18 protein-coding genes and 1 pseudogene are annotated in these 18,891 nt (G+C 62.2%); 1 reads left to right on the top strand and 18 read right to left on the bottom strand.

Annotation, left to right across the window (positions count from 1 at the left end; all coding sequences use genetic code 11):
- Positions 1-161 precede the first annotated feature (161 nt).
- From modC to modA, 3 genes are all read right to left on the bottom strand, one after another.
- On the bottom strand, positions 162-1,322 hold the full coding sequence (gene modC, locus Thiofri_RS13235) for a molybdenum ABC transporter ATP-binding protein (protein WP_009147268.1): 1,161 nt from the start codon (positions 1,320-1,322) through the stop codon (positions 162-164).
- A complete protein-coding gene (gene modB / locus Thiofri_RS13230) occupies positions 1,319-1,996 on the bottom strand; it encodes a molybdate ABC transporter permease subunit (protein WP_009147269.1) in 678 nt (225 codons plus the stop codon). Before modB ends, modC begins: the two co-directional genes overlap by 4 nt.
- Before the next feature lie 83 nt (positions 1,997-2,079).
- Positions 2,080-2,865 carry a molybdate ABC transporter substrate-binding protein gene (gene modA / locus Thiofri_RS13225; protein ID WP_009147270.1) on the bottom strand — a complete coding sequence of 262 codons (786 nt, stop codon included), beginning with the start codon at positions 2,863-2,865 and terminating at the stop codon, positions 2,080-2,082.
- Between the two features lie 306 nt (positions 2,866-3,171).
- Between modA and Thiofri_RS13220 the strand changes: the two genes are divergently transcribed.
- Entirely contained in the window at positions 3,172-3,600 is a 429-nt protein-coding gene (locus Thiofri_RS13220; RefSeq protein ID WP_009147271.1) for a TOBE domain-containing protein, read from the top strand.
- Positions 3,601-3,761: 161 nt separating this feature from the next.
- Here Thiofri_RS13220 and Thiofri_RS13215 read toward each other — a convergent pair whose 3' ends face one another.
- From Thiofri_RS13215 to Thiofri_RS13145, 15 genes and pseudogenes are all read right to left on the bottom strand, one after another.
- On the bottom strand, positions 3,762-4,631 hold the full coding sequence (locus tag Thiofri_RS13215) for a TOBE domain-containing protein (RefSeq protein ID WP_009147272.1): 870 nt from the start codon (positions 4,629-4,631) through the stop codon (positions 3,762-3,764).
- Between the two features lie 196 nt (positions 4,632-4,827).
- Positions 4,828-5,631 carry a MotA/TolQ/ExbB proton channel family protein gene (locus tag Thiofri_RS13210; protein ID WP_009147273.1) on the bottom strand — a complete coding sequence of 268 codons (804 nt, stop codon included), beginning with the start codon at positions 5,629-5,631 and terminating at the stop codon, positions 4,828-4,830.
- Positions 5,628-6,047, bottom strand: a complete 420-nt coding sequence (locus Thiofri_RS13205) for an FHA domain-containing protein (RefSeq protein WP_323705227.1) — start codon at positions 6,045-6,047, stop codon at positions 5,628-5,630. The genes Thiofri_RS13210 and Thiofri_RS13205 overlap by 4 nt, the downstream gene beginning before the upstream one ends.
- Before the next feature lie 12 nt (positions 6,048-6,059).
- Positions 6,060-6,638 (bottom strand): FHA domain-containing protein, encoded by a 579-nt coding sequence (locus Thiofri_RS13200; RefSeq protein ID WP_009147274.1) that lies wholly within the window; start codon positions 6,636-6,638, stop codon positions 6,060-6,062.
- Between the two features lie 46 nt (positions 6,639-6,684).
- On the bottom strand, positions 6,685-7,356 hold the full coding sequence (locus Thiofri_RS13195) for a YfaP family protein (RefSeq protein ID WP_009147275.1): 672 nt from the start codon (positions 7,354-7,356) through the stop codon (positions 6,685-6,687).
- Complete coding sequence (locus Thiofri_RS13190) at positions 7,356-8,090, bottom strand: PP2C family protein-serine/threonine phosphatase (RefSeq protein ID WP_323705226.1); 735 nt, start codon at positions 8,088-8,090, stop codon at positions 7,356-7,358. The genes Thiofri_RS13195 and Thiofri_RS13190 overlap by 1 nt, the downstream gene beginning before the upstream one ends.
- Positions 8,087-9,406 carry a trypsin-like peptidase domain-containing protein gene (locus Thiofri_RS13185; protein WP_323705225.1) on the bottom strand — a complete coding sequence of 440 codons (1,320 nt, stop codon included), beginning with the start codon at positions 9,404-9,406 and terminating at the stop codon, positions 8,087-8,089. The genes Thiofri_RS13190 and Thiofri_RS13185 overlap by 4 nt, the downstream gene beginning before the upstream one ends.
- A 91-nt stretch (positions 9,407-9,497) precedes the next feature.
- Positions 9,498-11,189 (bottom strand): protein kinase domain-containing protein, encoded by a 1,692-nt coding sequence (locus Thiofri_RS13180; RefSeq protein WP_009149784.1) that lies wholly within the window; start codon positions 11,187-11,189, stop codon positions 9,498-9,500.
- A 77-nt stretch (positions 11,190-11,266) separates the two neighbouring features.
- Positions 11,267-11,410 (bottom strand): annotated as a pseudogene (locus Thiofri_RS24790) (GNAT family N-acetyltransferase); the annotation flags it as partial.
- On the bottom strand, positions 11,353-11,625 hold the full coding sequence (locus Thiofri_RS13170; protein ID WP_051023891.1) for a hypothetical protein: 273 nt from the start codon (positions 11,623-11,625) through the stop codon (positions 11,353-11,355). The gene Thiofri_RS13170 and the pseudogene Thiofri_RS24790, both read right to left, overlap by 58 nt.
- Positions 11,594-11,905, bottom strand: coding sequence for a type II toxin-antitoxin system TacA family antitoxin (locus Thiofri_RS13165; protein WP_040857156.1), 312 nt, complete (start codon positions 11,903-11,905; stop codon positions 11,594-11,596). The genes Thiofri_RS13170 and Thiofri_RS13165 overlap by 32 nt, the downstream gene beginning before the upstream one ends.
- A gap of 202 nt (positions 11,906-12,107) precedes the next feature.
- A complete protein-coding gene (locus Thiofri_RS13160) occupies positions 12,108-13,304 on the bottom strand; it encodes an ATP-binding protein (protein ID WP_009149781.1) in 1,197 nt (398 codons plus the stop codon).
- Positions 13,305-13,313: 9 nt separating this feature from the next.
- Positions 13,314-16,088 (bottom strand): TrlF family AAA-like ATPase, encoded by a 2,775-nt coding sequence (locus Thiofri_RS13155; RefSeq protein ID WP_009149780.1) that lies wholly within the window; start codon positions 16,086-16,088, stop codon positions 13,314-13,316.
- A 28-nt stretch (positions 16,089-16,116) separates the two neighbouring features.
- The gene (locus Thiofri_RS13150; protein WP_009149779.1) at positions 16,117-17,100 is read right to left on the bottom strand and encodes a PP2C family protein-serine/threonine phosphatase; all 984 of its coding nucleotides are present in this window, start codon (positions 17,098-17,100) and stop codon (positions 16,117-16,119) included.
- Positions 17,097-18,812 carry an FHA domain-containing protein gene (locus Thiofri_RS13145; RefSeq protein WP_223296752.1) on the bottom strand — a complete coding sequence of 572 codons (1,716 nt, stop codon included), beginning with the start codon at positions 18,810-18,812 and terminating at the stop codon, positions 17,097-17,099. Before Thiofri_RS13145 ends, Thiofri_RS13150 begins: the two co-directional genes overlap by 4 nt.
- Between the last annotated feature and the right edge of the window lie 79 nt (positions 18,813-18,891).

The following is an 18,891-nucleotide window of genomic DNA, read 5'->3' as shown; positions in this document are numbered from 1 at the left end:
AGGATCGGTCAATTGTTGCGTGGCGAAATTATCCGGATTACGCAGCAAACTCGACGAGCTTGCAAGCCCAGACGCACGACTATACGCCTGAGTTGCAGCGGACAAGCGACTAACTCTTAAAAGTATGGCACCACCCCGGCGGATGACGTTGCGGTTTCAGGCTAAAGCAAAGCCACCGCCTTGATTTGAATCCAGACATCCATGGCGGGCTTGAGCCCCAGTTGCTCCGCTGAGCGCTGGGTGACGCGCGCCAGTAGCGGTGAGCCGGACAGATCGAGCTTCACCAGCGCCAGTGCCGGATGGGCGTCATCGCCTAGGGAAATGACGCGCGCGGGCAGGGTGTTCAAAATGCTGGTCTCGGGCTGCGGGGCATGAGTGATGCTGACATCTCGCGCCAGGATGCGAATGCGCGCATGATCGCCAACCGCCGCGCCGGTATCGCGCACCCACAGGCTGGTCTGACAGCAGGCGACTCGCAGCAGATGCCAGCGCTCGTCGCGCTCGGCCACCTGGCCATCGAGCACCACTCCGGCGTCCTCGCCCAGGCGAATCGGCAGATCGAGCCGCGCCAGGGTGTCGTTTAGCGGGCCGCTAGCCAGCACGCGACCGGCGTCCATCACCACCAGATGATCGGCCAGTCGCGCGACCTCGTCGGGCGAGTGGCTGACATAGAGCACCGGGATCTCCAGATCATCATGCAGGCGCTCCAGATAGGGCAGAATCTCCTGCTTGCGTTTGAGATCAAGCGCCGCAAGCGGCTCGTCCATCAGCAGCAGGCGCGGATTGACCGCCAGCGCGCGCGCCATGCCGACTCGCTGCCGCTCGCCGCCGGAGAGTGCCGCCGGGCGCCGGTCGAGCAGATGGCCGATGCCGAGCAACTCGATGGCATGATCCAGGCAGAAGGCAGCCGACCGAGCATCCCCTGAATCTGGCACATGCTGGGCCTGCTCGCGCGCGCGGCTGCGCTTCTGGCCATAGCGCAGATTGCCGAGCACGCTCAAATGTGGGAACAGGCTCGCCTCTTGAAAGACGTAGCCAATGGGCCGTTGATGGGTTGGCACCCAGGTGCGAGCATCCTGCCAAACCTGGCCGTTAAAGCGTAGCTCGCCCTCGGCAGCCCGCTCCAAACCGGCGATGCAGCGTAGCAGTGTGGTCTTGCCGGAGCCGGAATGGCCAAAGAGCGCGGTGACGCCGCGTGCTGGCAGCCGTTCGTCCAACTCCATTGTGAAGCCAGGCCAGTTGACCCGGAAACGCGCCTCAATCAGCGGCAGCAGTCCGGTTGTGGCTCCTGCGGTTTTTGTGTTTGCTTGGGGATTGCTCATTGCTTCTTCCCGCTCGGTTTCCACGTATACAGGGCCAAGAGAACCAAGAAAGAGAATACCAACAGGACTGCGGCCAGTCGGTGCGCGTTGCCGTATTCCAGCGCCTCGACATAATCGTAAATCTGCACCGAGGCGACTCGGGTCACCCCCGGAATGTTCCCGCCGATCATCAGCACCACGCCAAACTCACCGACGGTGTGGGCAAAGGTGAGAATGCCGGCGGTGACAAAGCCTGGCAGCGACAGCGGCAGCGCCACGCTGAAGAAGCGATCCAGGGGCGCGGCGCGCAGGGTGGCTGCTGCTTCCAGCGGGCGGTCGCCGATGCTCTCGAAGGCGTTCTGCACCGGTTGCACCATGAAGGGCAGGGAGTAGAACACGGAACCCGCCACCAAGCCCCAGAAGGTAAAGGGTAGCAGTCCGATGCCGAAAGCTTCAGTCAGCCGCCCCACCGGCCCGTTCGGCCCCATGGCCACCAGCAGGTAAAAGCCTAGCACCGAGGGTGGCAGCACCAGCGGCAGGGCGACCACGGCGCCAATCGGTCCTTTCCAGCGCGAGCGGGTCCGTGCCAGCCACCAGGCGATGGGGGTGCCGAGGGCGAATAGGATCAGTGTGGTGACCGTGGCCAGGCGCAGGGTGAGGGCAATCGCCTCGATATCAGTTTCTGTCAGGAACATCGTTGCGATTTTCGTGTGTTGCGTGGTCGTGGATGAGTGTTCGAGGATGGGGCACTAGGCCCCGTCCTCGTTCGCGCTCAGGCTCAATCGGTTTCGTAGCCGAAGTCGTGAATGATCGCCTTCGCCTTCTCGCCCTTGAGATAGCTGAAGAGTTCCGTCACTGCCGGGTTGTCTTTGCCAGACTCGAGAATGAGCGCATCCTGGCGGATTGGTGCGTGCATCTCACTGGGCACCACCCAGCCCGAGCCCTTGATGATTTTCCCGCCTTCCATAACCTGCGACAGAGCGACAAAGCCAATGTCCGCATTGCCGGTGTCGACAAACTGATAGGTCTGGGCGATGTTCTCACCCATCACGAACTTGGGCTCGATGGTGTCTTTCAGGTCGAGTGCCTCCAGAGTCTCAATGGATGCCTCGCCATAGGGTGCCAGCTTGGGGTTGGCGATCGACAGCTTGTTAAAGTCGCCAGACTTCAACAGCGCCGGGCCGTCCTCGACCTTATCCGCGTCGGCGGACCACAGCACCAGGGTGCCGATGGCATAGGTGAAGCGCGTACCGGGCACGCCCAGCTTGTCCTCTTCCTCCAGCAGTTTCGGGCGCTTCTGATCGGCCGCAAGCAGGGCCTCAAAAGGGGCGCCGTTCTTGATCTGAGCATAAAGCTTGCCGGTCGAGCCATAGGATGCCTTGACGGTGTGGTCGGTGTCTTCCTCAAAGCTTGCAATGATTGCCTTCATCGGCGCAGTGAAATTGGCCGCGACGGCGATCTGGGCCTCGTCCGCGTTGGCTGCAAGGGGCGTCAGACCAGTAAACAGGGTCAGGATGAGAGCCGCCGGCGTTCGGGGCGCAGAAGACAGTTGGAATGGATTCATCGGAAAGAGCCTCATTGTTGGGTTAAAATGCTTACATCGCAATATACAAAAGAAATGGCGAAACCGGTACCATGCTGGCTCGGTTTTGATCGGTCGCCACCGAGAAAAGAGCCCCTGTCTGGCAATAGGGTGCTTGATTGAGTGACTCCGGTGAAGGCTTCAGCATATAACGTGCCAAAATTCGCTCAGTTAAGAGTCATACGTTATTATATTAGGGTATAACGACAATCGCTTGTGCCCGCTCTCAAGTGCCCGTCACGCGCGTGGCGGGTGCGATGTTATTTCCAACTGCATGAGGAAAATCCCATGAAAATTAGTGCACGCAACCAACTTCGCGGCAAAGTCGTCGCGGTTACCCTTGGTGCCGTCAATGCCGAGGTTCGGCTGGTCCTGGGCGGTGGTCAGGAAATTGTCGCCATCGTTACCAGGGAGAGCGTCCAATCCTTAGGTATTCAGCCTGAAACAGAGGTGGTCGCACTGTTCAAGGCGTCCTCAGTGCTGGTGATGACCGATGACACCGGCATGCGTCTGTCAGCGCGTAACCGTCTCCCCGGAAAGGTCATCGCGCTCAAAAAAGGGCCGGTGCATGCCGAGGTGACCCTTGCCCTGGCCTCTGGCGAGCAGGTGCGGGCCAGTATCACCCACGATGCCTGCGATGAACTAGGGCTGGCGGAAGGCGTTGAGGCCACCGCCCTGATCAAGGCACCCTTGGTGGTGCTGGGCGTGCCAACCTGATTACGCTATATGCACTAAAATATAGCGAAATTGCTTGCGAAAGCTTCAGGCTGCACAGGGATGGTGCGGCGCCTGCGACTGAACCGGGCGCTAACGTTGATGGTGCGATACCACCCCTGAGGATGAAGCGGCTGTTTCACAGTAAGGCGCTGGTCAATGCCTCAGTCGCTGATGCCGACGATCACACTGGTGCCGGAGAATAGCGCGCAGGCCACTTCGCCTTCGCGGATGCCGTGCTGCGCTAGCTGTTCAGCCGCAATAACGCCGCTTACCCGGACGCCACCAGCGAGGGCAAGAACCACCTCGGCGGGGCCGTCGCTGCGGGTAATGCGCTCTACCTCACCACAGAGCCGATTGAAGCCGGCCGGTGTCGGCGCTGAGGGATGCTCAATGGCCACGGCCACCGCCTTGACTAGCGCCCACACCTCGCGCCCCGGGCGCAGGCCAAGGGACTCGACACTTTCGTTGGTGATGCCCGCGCGCAGGCGGTGATCGCCCGGCAGCTCGAATTCAACTTCTGCATCTACCATGCGCGCGCTGACCGCGACCACGCGGCCAAAAAACTGATTGCGCGCGCTGCTGTGAAGGGACAATCGCCGCAGCAGATTCAGGTCGACTCCGGCATCGTCGAGCGCCGCATTCACGTCAGCGAGAAAGCGGCGATACTCTGCGGCGATGGTGCGGAAGGCGGCAATCAGGCGATGGCCTTCATCAGTCAGGCGGGTACCGCCCCCACCGCGCCCCCCGGTGGCGGTCACCACCACGGCCGAAGGGGCGAGAGTATTCATCGCATCGACCGCATCCCAGGCGGCCTTGTAGCTGATCCCGACCGCCTGAGCTGCGCGGGTGATGGAGCCGCAGGCGTCGATCTGCTCCAGCAGCGCGATCCGCTCCTCGCCAAGAAAAGCAATCTCATCAATCTGAAGCCAGAGCTGGCCCGCCACCACCAGCGGACCTTTCGCAGCGACCTTTGACGCCTGCGAGAGAGCTGATCGCGCAACTGGGCCTGGTGACTTGCGAGATTTTGGCATGGGTAGCAGCTGGCTATGGAGCTTGGCGCATTATGGCAGAGATGCCGTCAAAGGTGATTTTCGTCCATCATTTGCGGCAAGCAACGAACGCCTGGCCGATGCGCTCGGCGACGCTACGTTGTGCGCTTCTGTCGCTGCCCACTTTCTTGGCCGTGTTTTCGCAGACGTTAGGCAAGTCGCAAAACCGCCCGCGTCATCACCCCGCGTAAAGCCGGTTGACCAGATTGACCAGCGTATAGTGGCCGGCTTGGTTGATTATCCGCTCCTCGCGCGTTTGCACCAGATTGAGGAGCAGCACCAGGATGGCGCTTTCGATCAGGGCAACCAGCGTTGTGTAGAAGCTTACGCCCAGTGCCTTGGCGATTTCGCCCAAGGGCTGCGTGCCGGCGCTGGGATCGATCAGATTCAGCGCCAGCGCGATGCCGATCACGGTGCCGATGAAACCGATGGTGGGAATGACCCAGACCAGATAACGCAGCATGGCGTAGCACAGATCAACCCGGTGGGCGATCAACTCCAGGCTGGAGTTGAGCACACTGACCACTTGATCGACCGAGCGGCTCGACTGGAATTGCAGGATGCACAGGTCGATCAGCCCCGGCAGCACGCCCTGTTCGCCATCGTGGCGACCGGCAACGCGCGCGCGAATCGCTGGCAGGTCGTGGCTTTGCAGCACCACGCGCGGGTCTTCGGGCAGCAGATGCGCGGCGAGCAGGGCGGATTCATCGCGCAGCACACGCCAGCGCACGAACAGCTCGCCAAAGCCGGCGAACAGCAGCAGGTGCATTAGATTCTGGATGGTGAAGGGATAGACGAAAGGCGAATTGGGCGGCGGCAGCGCGTGATGGTCGAGGAGCAAAACCGCGACCGGGTCGCCGGCAGGCAACAGCAAGCTCGGCAGGGCAATGAACACCAGGGCGCACAGCAGCGCCAGGACGCGCACCAGCCAGGCCGGCGGGACGCGGCTGGCGGCGGCGGGCAGAGGTGTCGGCTCAGTCATTGGCCACAGGCGGGGCAAGTGCCATCCACGACCTTGATGGCGCCGCAGTGACAGCGTTCCAGCGACTCGCCGGGCGCGGGCCGCGCCTCTGGCGCTGACCCGTCTGCGGCTTCGGCCTTGGGCGCGGTGGCTGGTGACTTGAGCCGCCAGGCTTCGAGAATCTCGCGCACCCGCAGGCGTGCCTCGCCGAAATCAACCTGGTCCATGGGCGAGACCAGAGCCTGATGCAGGCGTTGACGCTGGCCGTTCGCCGCGATCAGAAAGGTGCCGTTGCGGCTGCGGCAGTCGGTGAGCAGCAGTTTGCCGTCGCCCAGAAAGCTCAGCTCGGCATGCTGGCTGCTGACAGTATGATGGTTGAGCGCGATCTCGCAGCGCGGATCGCGACCGATGTGGATCTTGGTGGTGAGCGCGGCCAAGGCGTGCTGACCTTAGTCCCCATCCGACCAGCGGAAGGGCTCGCCGCAGAAGGGCACGAACAGCAATTTGCTCGCGCCCAGCTCGATCTGGTCATAGGCCGTCAGCACCTCGGCGGCGAGGACTTCGTCATCGTTCAGATACACCAGTCCACGGCTGTCGCCGGGCGCGAGGCTGAAGCGGTTCTTCTTCGGGTTGTAGCTGATCACGGCATGATTCTCGCGACTGATGCTGGCATCGCTGGCAATGGCGATATCCATGGTTGGTGCACGCCCGATGAAATTGCGCTCACTATGGATACGAAAATCCCGCCCCTTGTCCGGCCCCGCGATGCACACCAGCCAGCCGACAACCGGATCGATGCCACCAAGTTTCTCAGACCAGACGTAGCGGGTGACGCCGTCGTCGCGCTGCGGCGGCGCCCCGGCGCGACCGGCAGCGCGGGTTACCGAAGCCTCCATCTCAACATGCTGCGCCACCGATTCGGAGACGCCAACGGTCGCACCGATGTTCAAATCGACGCCGCAGTAAGGGCAGGTCGAGTGCGCGCTGTCGTCATAGAAATGTCCCTTTCCGCAAGGCTTCATAGGCATGCTGTTGGTCCCCCAAGGGAAAGTGCAAATGTCTTGCTCGAGTATCTTAGCGCAACATCACATTACCGTCGGCATCGACCTGGATGGTCGTGATGAGCGCGGACTCACTCGTGCGGTTGAGCCGCACGGTCGGAAAGGCGTTGCTTCCGTCGCGATGAAAGACGCGGCCCTGCACGACAGCCGGCTTGCGAGCATCCTTGTCTTTGTAGAGCTGGGCGAAGATCTGGTAGCGGCCCGGCGGGGCATCGCGCACTTCCCAGACCTCGTTGCCAGGTCCATTAATCGTATCCTCGCTCAGCTCTCCGGGGCGCCCGGGGCGGGTTTTGTGCTCGAAATAGAACTCAGCGCCGCTGGGGTCGATCACATGCAGATCGATATCGTCGAGCGTGTTCCAGCGGATATAGAGCACCAGAAAGGTGCGCGCCAGCCGGCTGACCAGGCTCTCAGCCTGCTGCCGTTGGCGCTCGGCCTCGGCGCGTGCGCTCTGGGTCTCCGCCTCAGCGGCTTCTCGCGCCGCCTCGGCACTCGCCAGCTCGGCCTGGGTGGCATCCAGTGCCTGCTGCAATTCGGCGATGCGGGATTGATCGGCGATGGCGTCGCGCTCGTAGTAGGGCAGCAGAATGATCATGATGATCAGAAAGGCTGCCATCGCGCTCGCGAACACATCGAGCATCGATAGGTTGAAAATCGAAATCTCGCGGCTGCGGCGCTTGAGCATCAGGTCGGCGATCCGTCGACGAAAATGGCCATGGCGCTGTAGTTGTCATGGCCGGGTTCGGCGCGCTCAAGCAGGCGCTGCTCCAGGCTTTCAAGCCAGGCCGTTGGCTCGCTGGTCTCGGCCAGCGTCTGCTGCATTTCTTCCTCATCGACCCATTCCCAGAAGCCATCGCTGCACAGCAGAAAGACATCGCCCGGTTGCAGCGCGACTGTGGCCTCGGACAGCGCTGGCTTGGGTGGGCGCTCCTGTCCCAGACAGCGCAGCAGGCGGTTGCGATCCGCGTGACCACGGATCTGCTCCAGTGTAATCTCCCCGGCCAGTGCCAGCACCTGGGGCACGCTGTGATCGGCGGTCTGCACCCACAGGTGCCCGGCGCGAAAGCCATACAGCCGACTGTCGCCGACATGCGCCCAGCGGGCGTTGCGGCCATCGCTGCACAACAGCACCAGAGTGGTGCGCATGGCGACCAGACGCGCGGCCTCTTGCTGACCATCGACCAGGGCCTGGTGGGCAGCGGCGATAATCTCGGTCAGATCGGGCAGACCGGTGCTGGCGACCTGGGTGGTGGCAAGAACCGCGTTGACGGCAAGGCGCGAGGCGATCTCGCCGCCACCGTGACCGCCGAGACCATCGGCCAGCACCCAGATGCCTTCGCCTTGCCCCAGTGCGTCCTCATTCAGAGTGCGCCCGCCGGCGACGCTTAACTGGGCGGTGCGAAAGGTTAGGGTGGTCATGTCAAAAGTACCTCGAAAGCGACCTCAGCCGTTGCCAGATCGACGCGGCCGCCCGGCGCCAGGGTGGTCGAACCACCGGGCGGCAGCGGCTCGCCATTCACAAAGGTGCCGTGGGAGGACCAGCAGTCCTCGACCCGAAACTGGCGTGTCGGGCGATCATAGCTGATCAGCGCATGGCGTTTACTGACTCGACCAAAAGTGGGTGGAATCACCAGTTTCGCCATGGCCGGATCGCGGCCGATGGCAAGAGGCTCGGCACCGAGCGGAATCTTGACGCCGGCATAGGGGCCGGCGAGGCCGTGCAGTTGCGCCTGTCCGGGCGGCGTTTGTGCTGGCGCTGCGGCGGGCTGCGGAGCGCGTACGCTCGACTGGCGGACGGCGGTGCTCGGGGTGGCAGAGCGAGCGCGGCGGGCAAGCAGGGTCAAGACCATCAGGCCCAGCGCCAGCGCGGCGATGGTCAGCCAGACGCCGCCGGATAGGGCATGGCCAGCGGCCTCTGGCCGGGTGGATTCCACCCGATAAGGGATCCCGAGACGATCTAGATAGGGCAGCAGTTCATCGCTGACCACGGCCCAGCCGATGCCCTCGCCGAGCGGCACCCGCACCGGCGTGCCATCGGAATCCGGGTCGGTGGTGGCGACCTCCGTCAGTGCCTTCATGGTGTTGATGCCGATCACGCGGCCAGCGGCGTCGAACAGCGGCCCGCCGGAGTTGCCGGGATTGATGGCGGCGTCGAGCTGGATCAGCCGAGGCAGATCGGCACCCGGTGCCGCCGGGTCGATGCGACTGACGACGCCAGTGGTCGCACTCGGATCGGCCAGATCGCCGGCGTCTTCGCGGTCGGCCACACCAGGAAATCCATAGGCGACGACCGGGTCGAGCTTGCGCACGGTGGCCGCACTCGCAAAGGTGACCGCCGGGCGGCGCAGTGGTCGATCCAGTGCCAGAATGGCCAGATCGCGATTCGTATCCGAGCTGACGACCCGGACCCCGACCACCGGCTCGCTGGCAGGGTCGCGCTCGTCACGCTCGGTTGCAGAGATCAGTACCGCAGCCTGTCCCGCCGCGGCAGTGCAGTCGACCACATGCCAATTGGTGACGACGTGACGACCATCGCCAATGACGAAGCCTGATCCAGTGCCGAGCTCCGTGCCATCTTCGCTCAGGCACAGCACCCGCAGCGTTGCCGCATCCATGTGCGCGCGGGTGGCGTCGTCGCTGGCGCGCAGCGGCGTGCTGGTGAGCAGGGTGCTGAGTGCTGTCAGCGCCAATACCAGTGCCGCTGCGGTGCGCAAGTCGATGCGTGGTTTGGTCATAGGTTACCCCGCATCACTGAACACCTCTCCCAGCGCTTTGGCATCCAGCACTCGCTCGCTCCATCCTTCGAGCTGGATGAAAGAAACAAATTCAGTGTCCGCCGCGTAATAACCGCACGGCAAAGCCATAGGTCTTATGGTAATTGCCGACGTTGCCACTGCTGAAGCTGATACTCCATGCGTAGGCCGAGTCGGGGGCGCTTGGCGAGGCTGACCAGAAGGAGGTGGATGGCGTGTCAGGAAAGGCTTCGGAGTTAATTGTCGGTTGGATATCATTGCCGTCGCAAGCGCTATCCGTGACCTTCCAATCATCGGGTTGACCGCTCGAACAGTCGATAAGCGTCTTCAGTTCATCGATTGCCGGGACCCGCCAATCGCTGAAACTGGCAAATTCGGGCCAAGTCTTCTGTTGTCCGTTTGGCATGATTGAATCCCAGGTCATCTCGTCTGCCGATCCAGCACAGGTCGCTTCGGTCCAGTTCTGCCCAAGGCTACAGCGCATCCACTGCAAGCCGGTGCTGAGATCGGTCAGGGTACCGTCGCCATGATCTTGGTAACGCTGTGCCAACTTGGGTGGAGATGGTGTAGAGGAGGGTGGCGAAGTCATGGTGATGGCGATGAGAACACCGAGGGCGCCCACTAGAAGACTGATGAGGACTGCGACGCCAATCAAGGGCAGGCGACGTCCGGCAGGCGGTGGCTTTGGCGCAGCCTGGGGTTGTCGTTTCTGGTGTTGGTCTTCTACTTGCCCCTGTCGCTGTTGCTCGCCGCTCGGTGGGGCTGGCGGCTTATCCTTGGCAAGCGCAACCGACGGCTGGAGCATCTGCTGAAAAGCCTCGACTGATACTGGCCGCGCGTCCATTTGCATGTGCAGCGCCTGAGTCAGCGCCGCGCTAACCGGCGGACTCACGCCAAACTCCGCCGCTGGGTGCAATTCATCGCTCGCCATGCGCTCTGTTGCTTCCGGTGGTGCCGCGCCTGTCAGCATCCGGTACAGCACGGCTGCGGCGCCATAGATGTCCGTCGCTGGCCCTTGCTGACCTTTGCGATGGTATTGCTCAAAAGGCGCATAGCCCGGACTGATGATCACCGACAATGATCGCGAGTGTTCCCCCATCGCCTGCCGCGCGGTGCCAAAGTCGAGCAGAATCGGGCGCACGCCGCCGGTTTCGGTCTGGGCCAGGTAGATGTTCTGCGGCTTGATGTCGCGATGCAGGAAGCCCTTGGCATGAACCGCGCGCAGGCCGTCGAGGATTGGCTGCATTAGCGCGAGCGCGTCTGGCTCGCTCATGCGACTGTCGGGTAGGCGTGCCAAATGCTCGGTGAGCGAGCAGCCCTGGTAGAAGTCCATGACCAGATAGGCGGTACCGTTGGCCTCGAAGAAATGGCGCACCCGCACCAGATTGGGATGGTCGAGCTTGGCAAGCGTGCGCGCCTCGGCGAGGAATTGCTCCAGGCCGTAGCGGAACAGGTTGGTTTCGTCGCTGCTGTGCGGATGCAGGGTGCAGCTGTCTTGGGCGCGCACCACCAGTTCGCGCGGCAGGTATTCCTTAATGGCGACGGTGGCTTCAAGCAGCCGGTCCCAGGCCAGGTAGGTGATGCCAAAGCCGCCCGGCTTGCCGAGCACGCGACCGACGATGAACTGGTCATGGAGCAATGTGCGCACGGGCAGCGCTTGCACCGGGCGCGGGGCGGTCTCGTCAAAGCCGCAGTGCGGGCAGGGGTTCGCATGCCCTTTGGACTGGAAGCAGCCGGGGCAGAGTGCGGCTGGGTTGGTGTCCATGATCTGTCTTTAACTCCGTGGCACTTATAGAAGCCACTGGCATGGTCGTCGATGGCATCGGGAAAGAGTCCAACCGCGCCGGCATGAACGCGAACGGCACGCACACGCTCAATCGCGTTCATGAGCATCAGCTCGCCAAGTCCCTTGCCTCGATGTGAATGGCTTACGGCCAGACGGCCAAGCGAACGCCAGGAATGATGCGCGGCAGTCGTTTGGCGCAACCTTCGGGCAGGGCGCTGGTATCCACTTCGGTGAGAGTCAGCGCGTAATAGCCGAGGCTTACACTCGGGGCTGTCTCTTGAACTACGACAGAGGTTTTCGACAAGCCTTTGTCCTGATGCTGGCGAGCGATCTTGACCAGCCAGTCATTGAGTTCGGAACGTCCGCAATCGAAAGCGCGCCGGTCATGCTGGCCAGTCAGAGGCTGAATCAGCATTGCGCTTCAGTGTCTCGTAACGGCTTTGGGCGGCGGCGAGTGCCGAGTTTGGCAATGGTGGATGTTCAAGCAAATCCAGCAGACGTTCAGTATCTCGCGGCGATAAGCGCAAACGCTGTTCGTGCTCAATGACCACTTGAGCCTCCTTGAGCGCGGCCTGTACGAGGAACTGACTGAGTGTGGCACCGGTGAGGTCAGCAGCGCAATGCAGCGTCCGTAAGACATCGGGCGGCAAACGGGCACCGATTCGAGTGGATTGTTTTGGTTCGCTGGAGAGCACTGAAAAGGCCCCATGGTTGATCAATATAGATGAAACAATAGCATTGGCGCCAAAATGACGCCATCACTTTGGCGAGCGATTATTCTCCGCTACCTGAGCCATTATTTCAGTGTAACGATCATTTCTGTCGTGCTTGATTAGTGTTGATTGAAAACGAAGAATGGCTTTGTATAAGGGATGTCATGAGGCGCATCCGTGCTGTCTATGCGACCGTTTCCGGCGGTGTCCGCCACAGTGTCACCCGAACCCAGCGTTCTTCGCGATCCTGCTCCAGGTTGGGCGCAGTGCCATTGAATTGCCGCATCGCGCGCGTCATACGCGGATAACCACTGCCGCGCTGTTCCATCAGGCCAAGATCGAACAGGAAGCTCGCCATCGCTTCATTACGGGAGCGCGGTGTGCCGCCAGCGAGTACCGACTCGGGTCGCTTGTGGTTCGGCAAGGCGCCCGGACTGGTGACGACGAGTCGGTCGTCGAAAAGCTCCACCAGTATCCGCGAACCGAGAATAGCGTAGTCTCGATGCGCCACAGCGTTGACGACGCACTCCCGGAATGCGGGCAGCGGTACCGGCCAGAGATCCGCGCGCTGCATCCCGGCATAGCGCTCATGGCGCCCAAGGGCTTTGAGCCAAGCCTCGGCGTGTGCGACCTGCTCATCCAATCGACCACGCCCCTCACCGGCGAGCATGACATCGTCACCCCGGTCAATGCCGGCGTAAGCGACGCAATCGACCCAGAGGTTGCGCGTCGGGGCGCATTGCTGAGGTGCCTTGCCAAAGCACATCAGGCCGAACAGGGTCGCCCGTAAGTCACCGTTGAAGTCGCGGTCAAGGATCTCACGGTTGAACAGGTCTACCTCTAACGGCAGATATTCTCCATCCAGATCCACGCCCCTGCGCTGCATGTAAGCCCGGAACGCCCCGGCGTCGATGTCACCAGTGCTGGTGCCCGGGATCACACGCTCCTCGGTAAAGACCAGGCCAAAAGTGTTGTATAACTCCTGCAACTCGGTCGCCGATGGTTCGCGGTTGCCGCGATTCCCGCGTACAAGCACGCGACCCTTGTGCCGGAGCGGCTCGGGGCCACGGACACGAGCGACCTCGATCCAGTGGACCCATCCGTTTGGGTCTTGGTGGCACCCCAGCCGGGCCTGAATCGCAGCGTTGAAGCTGTTGTGCAGGGCATTGCTGAGGCGCTCCTGCACCTGCTGCGGATCCAGCGGCACGCCGTCGATAGCTCGGTCGTCGGTGACGCCGAGGACGACGAGTCCGCCTTCCGTATTCGCGAAGGCGCAAACGGCCTCTTGCCAATCCTTATCGCCAAATGACCGAAAGCGGCCTAATTCGGTCTGAGCGTCTTCCCCAGCCTGGATTCTTTGAAGCACGTCGATCCAGTCCATGATCGTCTCCTAGAAACCGTACTTTTTCCGGCGCAGACCAAAGGCATCGTCGCCGCCGTCAAGCGTGCGGACAATGGCCGTGCGAACCGCGTCATTCTCGATGGCACCGGCGGCGTAGACCCGGCCATGTTGCGCGTCTGCTTCCAGGGCGATGACCTGATCCGCGTCGCCGTTGACCACCAGATTGGCATTGTGCGTGGCAAAGACGACTTGCCGCTTGCCCTTCAGTCGATGCAAGGCCGGGATGATTGTCTCGTTCAGAAAGCGATTATCTAACTCGTCCTCAGGTTGATCGACGAACAGAGGCGTCGGATCATCGCTCTCCAGAATCAAAGACAGCAGCACGGCCACCCGGCGTCCACCCGACAGGTCATCGAGATCCTTCGGGGTGCCATCCTCTACCCAGCGGATACGATAGCGGTCAGGGCTTCGCAGTGCCCAAACCTCCAGTTGGCGTGCCCAGGGTGCGATCTGTTCCAAGAAGGATGTCGCGACAGCGTCGGACATTCCGAGCGCCTTGGCCTGTGTCTGCGCTTGTTCCAAGTCCTGCTTAGTGAAGGCTCCAATGACGGCGCGTAGCTTCGTCGGCGTGGCTGACTGCGACCCGCCGCTGTTCCACCAACGGGAGATCCCCGGATTGCGCAACCCAAGCATCCAGGACTCCAGCGGGCCGCGTCTCCCCTCCGGATCGACGGCGACCACGACCCGGCCCGCGAATCGGGTCTCCACTTCGCGGCAGATCTGTTCGACCTCCGTGCGATGCGTCTTAATCAACGCATCCCGCTCCACCAGATCCGCCTGAAATCCCTTAAATGCCTTCTCAAATTCCAGCGTTTTTCCTTGCAACGCAGCCAGAAAGCTGTCGTGGTGCTGGGCCGTTTTGGCATAAGCCTCGAACTGATTCAGATCGCTTGCGCTCCGCCCGGTTGCAACCAAGGCGGCCTGTACCTGTGCGGTCATCTGTGCCAGGCGAGTGTTCGCGGCGGCCTCGGTGGCATTGGCCATCTCGCCAATGGACTTCAAAGCTGTAAAGACCGCCTCTGCCTGCGCTTTGGCCTTGTTGAGCAGCGATGCCGCGTCGGCAGTATCGGCAGGCTCTGGCGGGGAAAGGGACGCTCTGATCTCCGGGCTGTTGAATACCGGCAAGCTCAGGGTACCGAGCGCCTCCGACATCTCCAAAGCGCGCTCAATCTGGTCCTTTGCGTCGGATGCAAATGTTTTGGCCCGCGCCGCATCTTGCTGAGCGGGCGGTAGGGCTGGGGTGCCGGCTTGCTCGAACTGCTTCATGGCCTCGCGCGCCTCTGCCGTGCGCTGCAACTCCTGTTCGGCCTCTGCGACCTGCGCTTGGAGACGGGTCAGACGAGGCACTGCCTTGGCGATACGTTGATCGATGCTGTTAAGCGTGTCGCGCTGTGCCAGCAGCGCGCCGCCACGCCCTGGAATGAGATGAAACAGCAGATGCTCAATCCCCTCGTCGTCTTCAGCCAAGGACTTTAGCTCCCCTTGCGAAAAGAAGCGTGGTGCGAACCGCTCTGCCACCGGTCGTGCAAGATCACCGGCCGGACTCTCCATCTCGACCTGGGTACCACCGGACAGGAATCTATTCTGAGCCCGTGCCAGGGCATTCTGCCCGAGCGATGTGGCCCGGTTTGGCATCGCTTGCTCGCCGCCGAAGATCAGCCGCAGGCCGTCAAGCAAGGTCGACTTACCGGTCATGCTGCCGCCGATGATACCGGTGAGATCCGGGCTGAATCTGAAGATCTGGTCGCGCAGAAAGGAGGCGCCGCCCAGCACGCGAATCTCGCGGATCCAGGGCCTGGCGTCATGCCCCTGCGGCACGGGTACTGGCAGATGAGGGTCTTGGACGAATTGACCCGCAGCGTCCCTGATATAAGGAATGCGTAACCTTGAGTCGCGACCGAGAAAGGCTTGTTTCAGGGCTTCCAAGCTGGGACTGGCCAGTTTTAGGAGTGCAAAGCGGTAGCCGAGCGCTTGATCGGTGGGCGCGATGTTGGGGTCTGCGAGCTTAATGGCATCGCTGCTGTGATAGAGCGCAACGCGGCCTTTCTCGAAGGCATGGCGCAACTTTGAGTTATCCCCCAAGTCTTCACTGAGAGTCCTGTTGCGTCGCAATTCAGCCGCGTGGATATGACCACCGGCCAAGTCGGTGATATAGTGACCGGGGCGGGATAGTAGGCCATTCTGTTGTAGCGGATGCGCAGCGATGACAAGGTAGTTGCCTTTTCCAATGGATAAGCGATCATCCAGTTCCGCGAATACCTCCTTGGGTGCCTTTAGCGTCTGGTGGAGATTCTTGCCTTCGTAGCCTGGACGGCCGGCCATGATGGCGCTGAATGCGTTGAGGTACTGTTCCTTCCCAACGGTCGGATCAAACAGAAAGATGAGGTGGATTCCGTTGTTGCCGTCCGCGAAGCTCGGTTCGAAACCAGGGTAAACGGCATAGATCAGGTCGCGATAGGCACGGCCACTGGATGGCTGGTAGCCGCTTTCCCAGGTCGTGATGATCGTCCAGGCCGCAGAGAGGCCGGCTTTGATACTGGGTGCGTGTGGAGTCAGTCCCAGAACCTCGATCCCCTGTGCAACGGCTGCGTCGAGAAAGTGCTCCGCATAGGCCTTCAGCACGGCGGGGTCATCGCGTTCACCCTCAATGCCCGGCGGTAGCGCAATGTAGGGGTCGTCCAGGGTGTGCAGGTGCAGATCCGCGCGGAACCAGCGAGTTCCAGGAATCTCGTCGTGCCAGCGTTCTGTTGGTTCCAGTGGCATGTTTTTTTGCAGCGCGATTGAGTTGCGGTTAAAGATGATCCGACTCGGGTTCAGGCTCAACTTCGGGCGTTTGGCCAAAGCGCAGCGACAGCCCGATGCCGATGCCGAGCGCCAGCAAGAGCAGTGCGCTCAGGGCGAGCAGGTGCCATTTTGACCAGCGCGGGGGAGATGGCCGATCTTTTGTACCGCTGTTTGGCTCTGGTGCTGCGGCAGCTTCTGCGGCCAGAATGGCCAGAGTTGCGTTGTCTTGCCGGGGATAGGCTGCGGCCTTTAGCGTGGCGATCATGGCCTCGGCGGCTGGTTGTGCTGGCTGGCGAATGAGTTCGTGCAAGTGCTCGTCGGAAAGTCGGCCATGGACGCCGTCGCTGCATAACAGCAGGCGATCACCAGGGGCCAATGGCATCTTTTTGGTTCCGGTGTCGATGTAGGGGATCTGCTTCAAGCCGATGAAGCTGACTAGGGCGGCTCGGTCAGGATGGGCATCGGCATCGGCCTGTTCGAGCGTGCCCGCAGCGACCTGCGTTTGCAGGATGACAGCATAGTTGTGGTCCTGACTGAGTTGGGTCAGCTGATCCTCTGCCGCGCGATAACCATAGAGCCGGCTGTCGCCGACATTGACCCAGTCGATACCGTGCGCGTGGGCGACTGCGGCGACCAGAGTGGTGCCTACCTGGCCTTCTCCGTCCGACTCCATTGCCAGTTGGTAGACGGCGGTGTTCGCGGCCTGGAGCGCGCGGTCCAGGGCATTGGGAATGGACTCCTCGGGCGCTTTGGTGGCATAGGTCTGGCGCAGGGTGGTGACGGCGAGCTGGCTGGCGGCACGCCCTTGTTGCAGTCCGCCCATGCCATCGGCGAGCACGGCGAGCACGCCACCGTGGGCGCGGAAGTCGGGATCATCGAAGCCGTGAAAGCCAAAGGCGTCCTGCTGCTCGCCGCGCGCGCCGATCCACTGCCCATTGCCGGGTGTGATGATCGGGGCTGGAGCGGCAGTGGGGGATGGCGCAATGGTCATGCCAGCACCCGCAGGTCGGTCTGTCCGACGCCGATCAGATCGCCAGGGTTGAGCGGATGCGTCCCCTGAATGCGGACGCCGTTTAGGCGGGTGCCGTTGGTTGACCCGAGATCGCGCAGTACCAGCTGGTTGTTGGCAAGCCGCTCGATCTCGGCATGGCGCCCGGAGATTTCCGCGTCATCGGTCACCGCAAGCGCATTTCTTAGCGCTCGACCGAGCACTGCAGGCTGGCCCAGCGACAGCTTGACCGTGGCGCCTCGCTGCGGGCCGGTGACGAAGGCAAGACGCAGGGGCGGGCCGTTATTGATGGGGGACGGCGGGGGCGAAGGTTGCGTGAAGGGCGCGCTTGCCGGTTGGGTCGGCGGGGCAGGGTTGGTTGTTGCGAAAACGTCTTGGTCCAGTGATAAAGCGTCATCTTCTGCACCCGCGATGGCGTCACTTGCGGCGTCCAAGTGGGGCGACGGTGGCTCTGATGACGGGGCATTCGCATTGGTCTCTGCTTGTCGGCGCCGCTGGGCGCGGCCTCGAATTGCCAAGATGATCAACAGCAGCAACAGGCTAGCCAGTGCCGCCGCGAGAAGGAGCCAACGCGAATCGATTTCGGCAAATGGTGCCGGAGTAGATTCTGACGTAGCGGCTGTTTCCGCCTCCGGGGTGCTCGTGCTTGATGGGGATTCCGGAGCGGATTCTGGAGCAGACGGAGCCTCGGCATCGTCATCGGATGCAGCGGCCTCAGTCGCGGGCGCGGAGGGCTCCTCATCCGATGCGTCATCGGTGGCGCTGTCCCCAACTTCGGCATTGGGCGGCAGTGGCAACAGGCGCAGATCGGTGCCGTTGCTCAGGCGCAGGCCGTCCTCGGTCAGCAAGGTGATCTGCAATCGGTAGCGATTGCCATCGAGCACACAATCGGCGCAATGCAGTTGCACCCGCTGTACTGCGCGAATGTGTCCGCGCATCTCGGCGTAGGTGGCGGCCAGATCGCTTGCGCGGTTGGCGTCCAGATAGAGGCCGCCGGATTCCCGCGCGAAGCGCCCGAGCGTCGCTAGTCCTGCCTCGCGGCGAGTGGCATCGCGCACGGCGCTCAGCCCAATGGCATAAATAGGGACTGGATTCTCAGCCAGCCGGCTCAATACTTCGTCCGTCGTCATGCCGCCGGGTGCATCTTCAAGTCCATCGCTCAGGATCACGATGGCGCGCCGGTGCGGCCAGTCCGCGACCTGTTGCTGGCCAAGCGAGATTCCACGCGCCAGACCTTGATGCAGCGCTGTGCGGTTGTCGGTTGGTGTCAGGGCGGCAATGGCATCCTTCAACACAGCCTGATCCGAGGTCGGCGCGACCAGGGTGTCGACCCGCTCGCCGAAGGTGATGAGCGCCGCACTATCGGTCGGCTCCAGCGCGGTGACCCAGGCTGTGAGTGCGGCGCGGATTTCGGCGAAGCGGGCGGCGGACAGGGAGCGCGAGCGATCAATCAGGAAGAGGTAAAGCACGCCCTCATCAGTCGCGGCGAAGGACTCGACAGCGGTGACACCCGCCACCTGCGGGCCGATGGTGGCATAGAGTTGCGAGGCATCCAGGCCGGAAACCGCCTGCCCGTCTTGGTCGCGAACATCGAGATAGGCGGTGATGTCCGCTCCGGCCTGCCAGCTTTGCGACAGGCGCAGCGTGGCCGGCGCGGTGTCCGCCACCGCTGTTGCGATTGAGAAAAGCAACATGAAGGCTGCACCGAGAGCGGTGCAGTAACGCGATCCAGGCATGGGTGCTGAGCCGTTGTTGGAATTGAAACGAGACTGT

Origin of the sequence: Thiorhodovibrio frisius (genome assembly GCF_033954835.1) — a bacterium.
Classification (GTDB): domain Bacteria; phylum Pseudomonadota; class Gammaproteobacteria; order Chromatiales; family Chromatiaceae; genus Thiorhodovibrio; species Thiorhodovibrio frisius.
Note: the sequence above shows the minus strand (reverse complement) of the source record. Positions and strands in the feature narration are given on the sequence as shown.

Bases quoted from the DNA above. Each gene is read 5' to 3' on its own strand.
- modC (WP_009147268.1), bottom strand. From the start codon at position 1,322: ATGAGCAATCCCCAAGCAAACACAAAAACCGCAGGAGCCACAACCGGA.
- modB (WP_009147269.1), bottom strand. From the start codon at position 1,996: ATGTTCCTGACAGAAACTGATATCGAGGCGATTGCCCTCACCCTGCGC.
- modA (WP_009147270.1), bottom strand. From the start codon at position 2,865: ATGAATCCATTCCAACTGTCTTCTGCGCCCCGAACGCCGGCGGCTCTC.
- Thiofri_RS13220 (WP_009147271.1), top strand. From the start codon at position 3,172: ATGAAAATTAGTGCACGCAACCAACTTCGCGGCAAAGTCGTCGCGGTT.
- Thiofri_RS13215 (WP_009147272.1), bottom strand. From the start codon at position 4,631: ATGCCAAAATCTCGCAAGTCACCAGGCCCAGTTGCGCGATCAGCTCTC.
- Thiofri_RS13210 (WP_009147273.1), bottom strand. From the start codon at position 5,631: ATGACTGAGCCGACACCTCTGCCCGCCGCCGCCAGCCGCGTCCCGCCG.
- Thiofri_RS13200 (WP_009147274.1), bottom strand. From the start codon at position 6,638: ATGCCTATGAAGCCTTGCGGAAAGGGACATTTCTATGACGACAGCGCG.
- Thiofri_RS13195 (WP_009147275.1), bottom strand. From the start codon at position 7,356: ATGCTCAAGCGCCGCAGCCGCGAGATTTCGATTTTCAACCTATCGATG.
- Thiofri_RS13190 (WP_323705226.1), bottom strand. From the start codon at position 8,090: ATGACCACCCTAACCTTTCGCACCGCCCAGTTAAGCGTCGCCGGCGGG.
- Thiofri_RS13185 (WP_323705225.1), bottom strand. From the start codon at position 9,406: ATGACCAAACCACGCATCGACTTGCGCACCGCAGCGGCACTGGTATTG.
- Thiofri_RS13180 (WP_009149784.1), bottom strand. From the start codon at position 11,189: ATGGACACCAACCCAGCCGCACTCTGCCCCGGCTGCTTCCAGTCCAAA.
- Thiofri_RS13170 (WP_051023891.1), bottom strand. From the start codon at position 11,625: ATGCTGATTCAGCCTCTGACTGGCCAGCATGACCGGCGCGCTTTCGAT.
- Thiofri_RS13160 (WP_009149781.1), bottom strand. From the start codon at position 13,304: ATGGACTGGATCGACGTGCTTCAAAGAATCCAGGCTGGGGAAGACGCT.
- Thiofri_RS13155 (WP_009149780.1), bottom strand. From the start codon at position 16,088: ATGCCACTGGAACCAACAGAACGCTGGCACGACGAGATTCCTGGAACT.
- Thiofri_RS13150 (WP_009149779.1), bottom strand. From the start codon at position 17,100: ATGACCATTGCGCCATCCCCCACTGCCGCTCCAGCCCCGATCATCACA.
- Thiofri_RS13145 (WP_223296752.1), bottom strand. From the start codon at position 18,812: ATGTTGCTTTTCTCAATCGCAACAGCGGTGGCGGACACCGCGCCGGCC.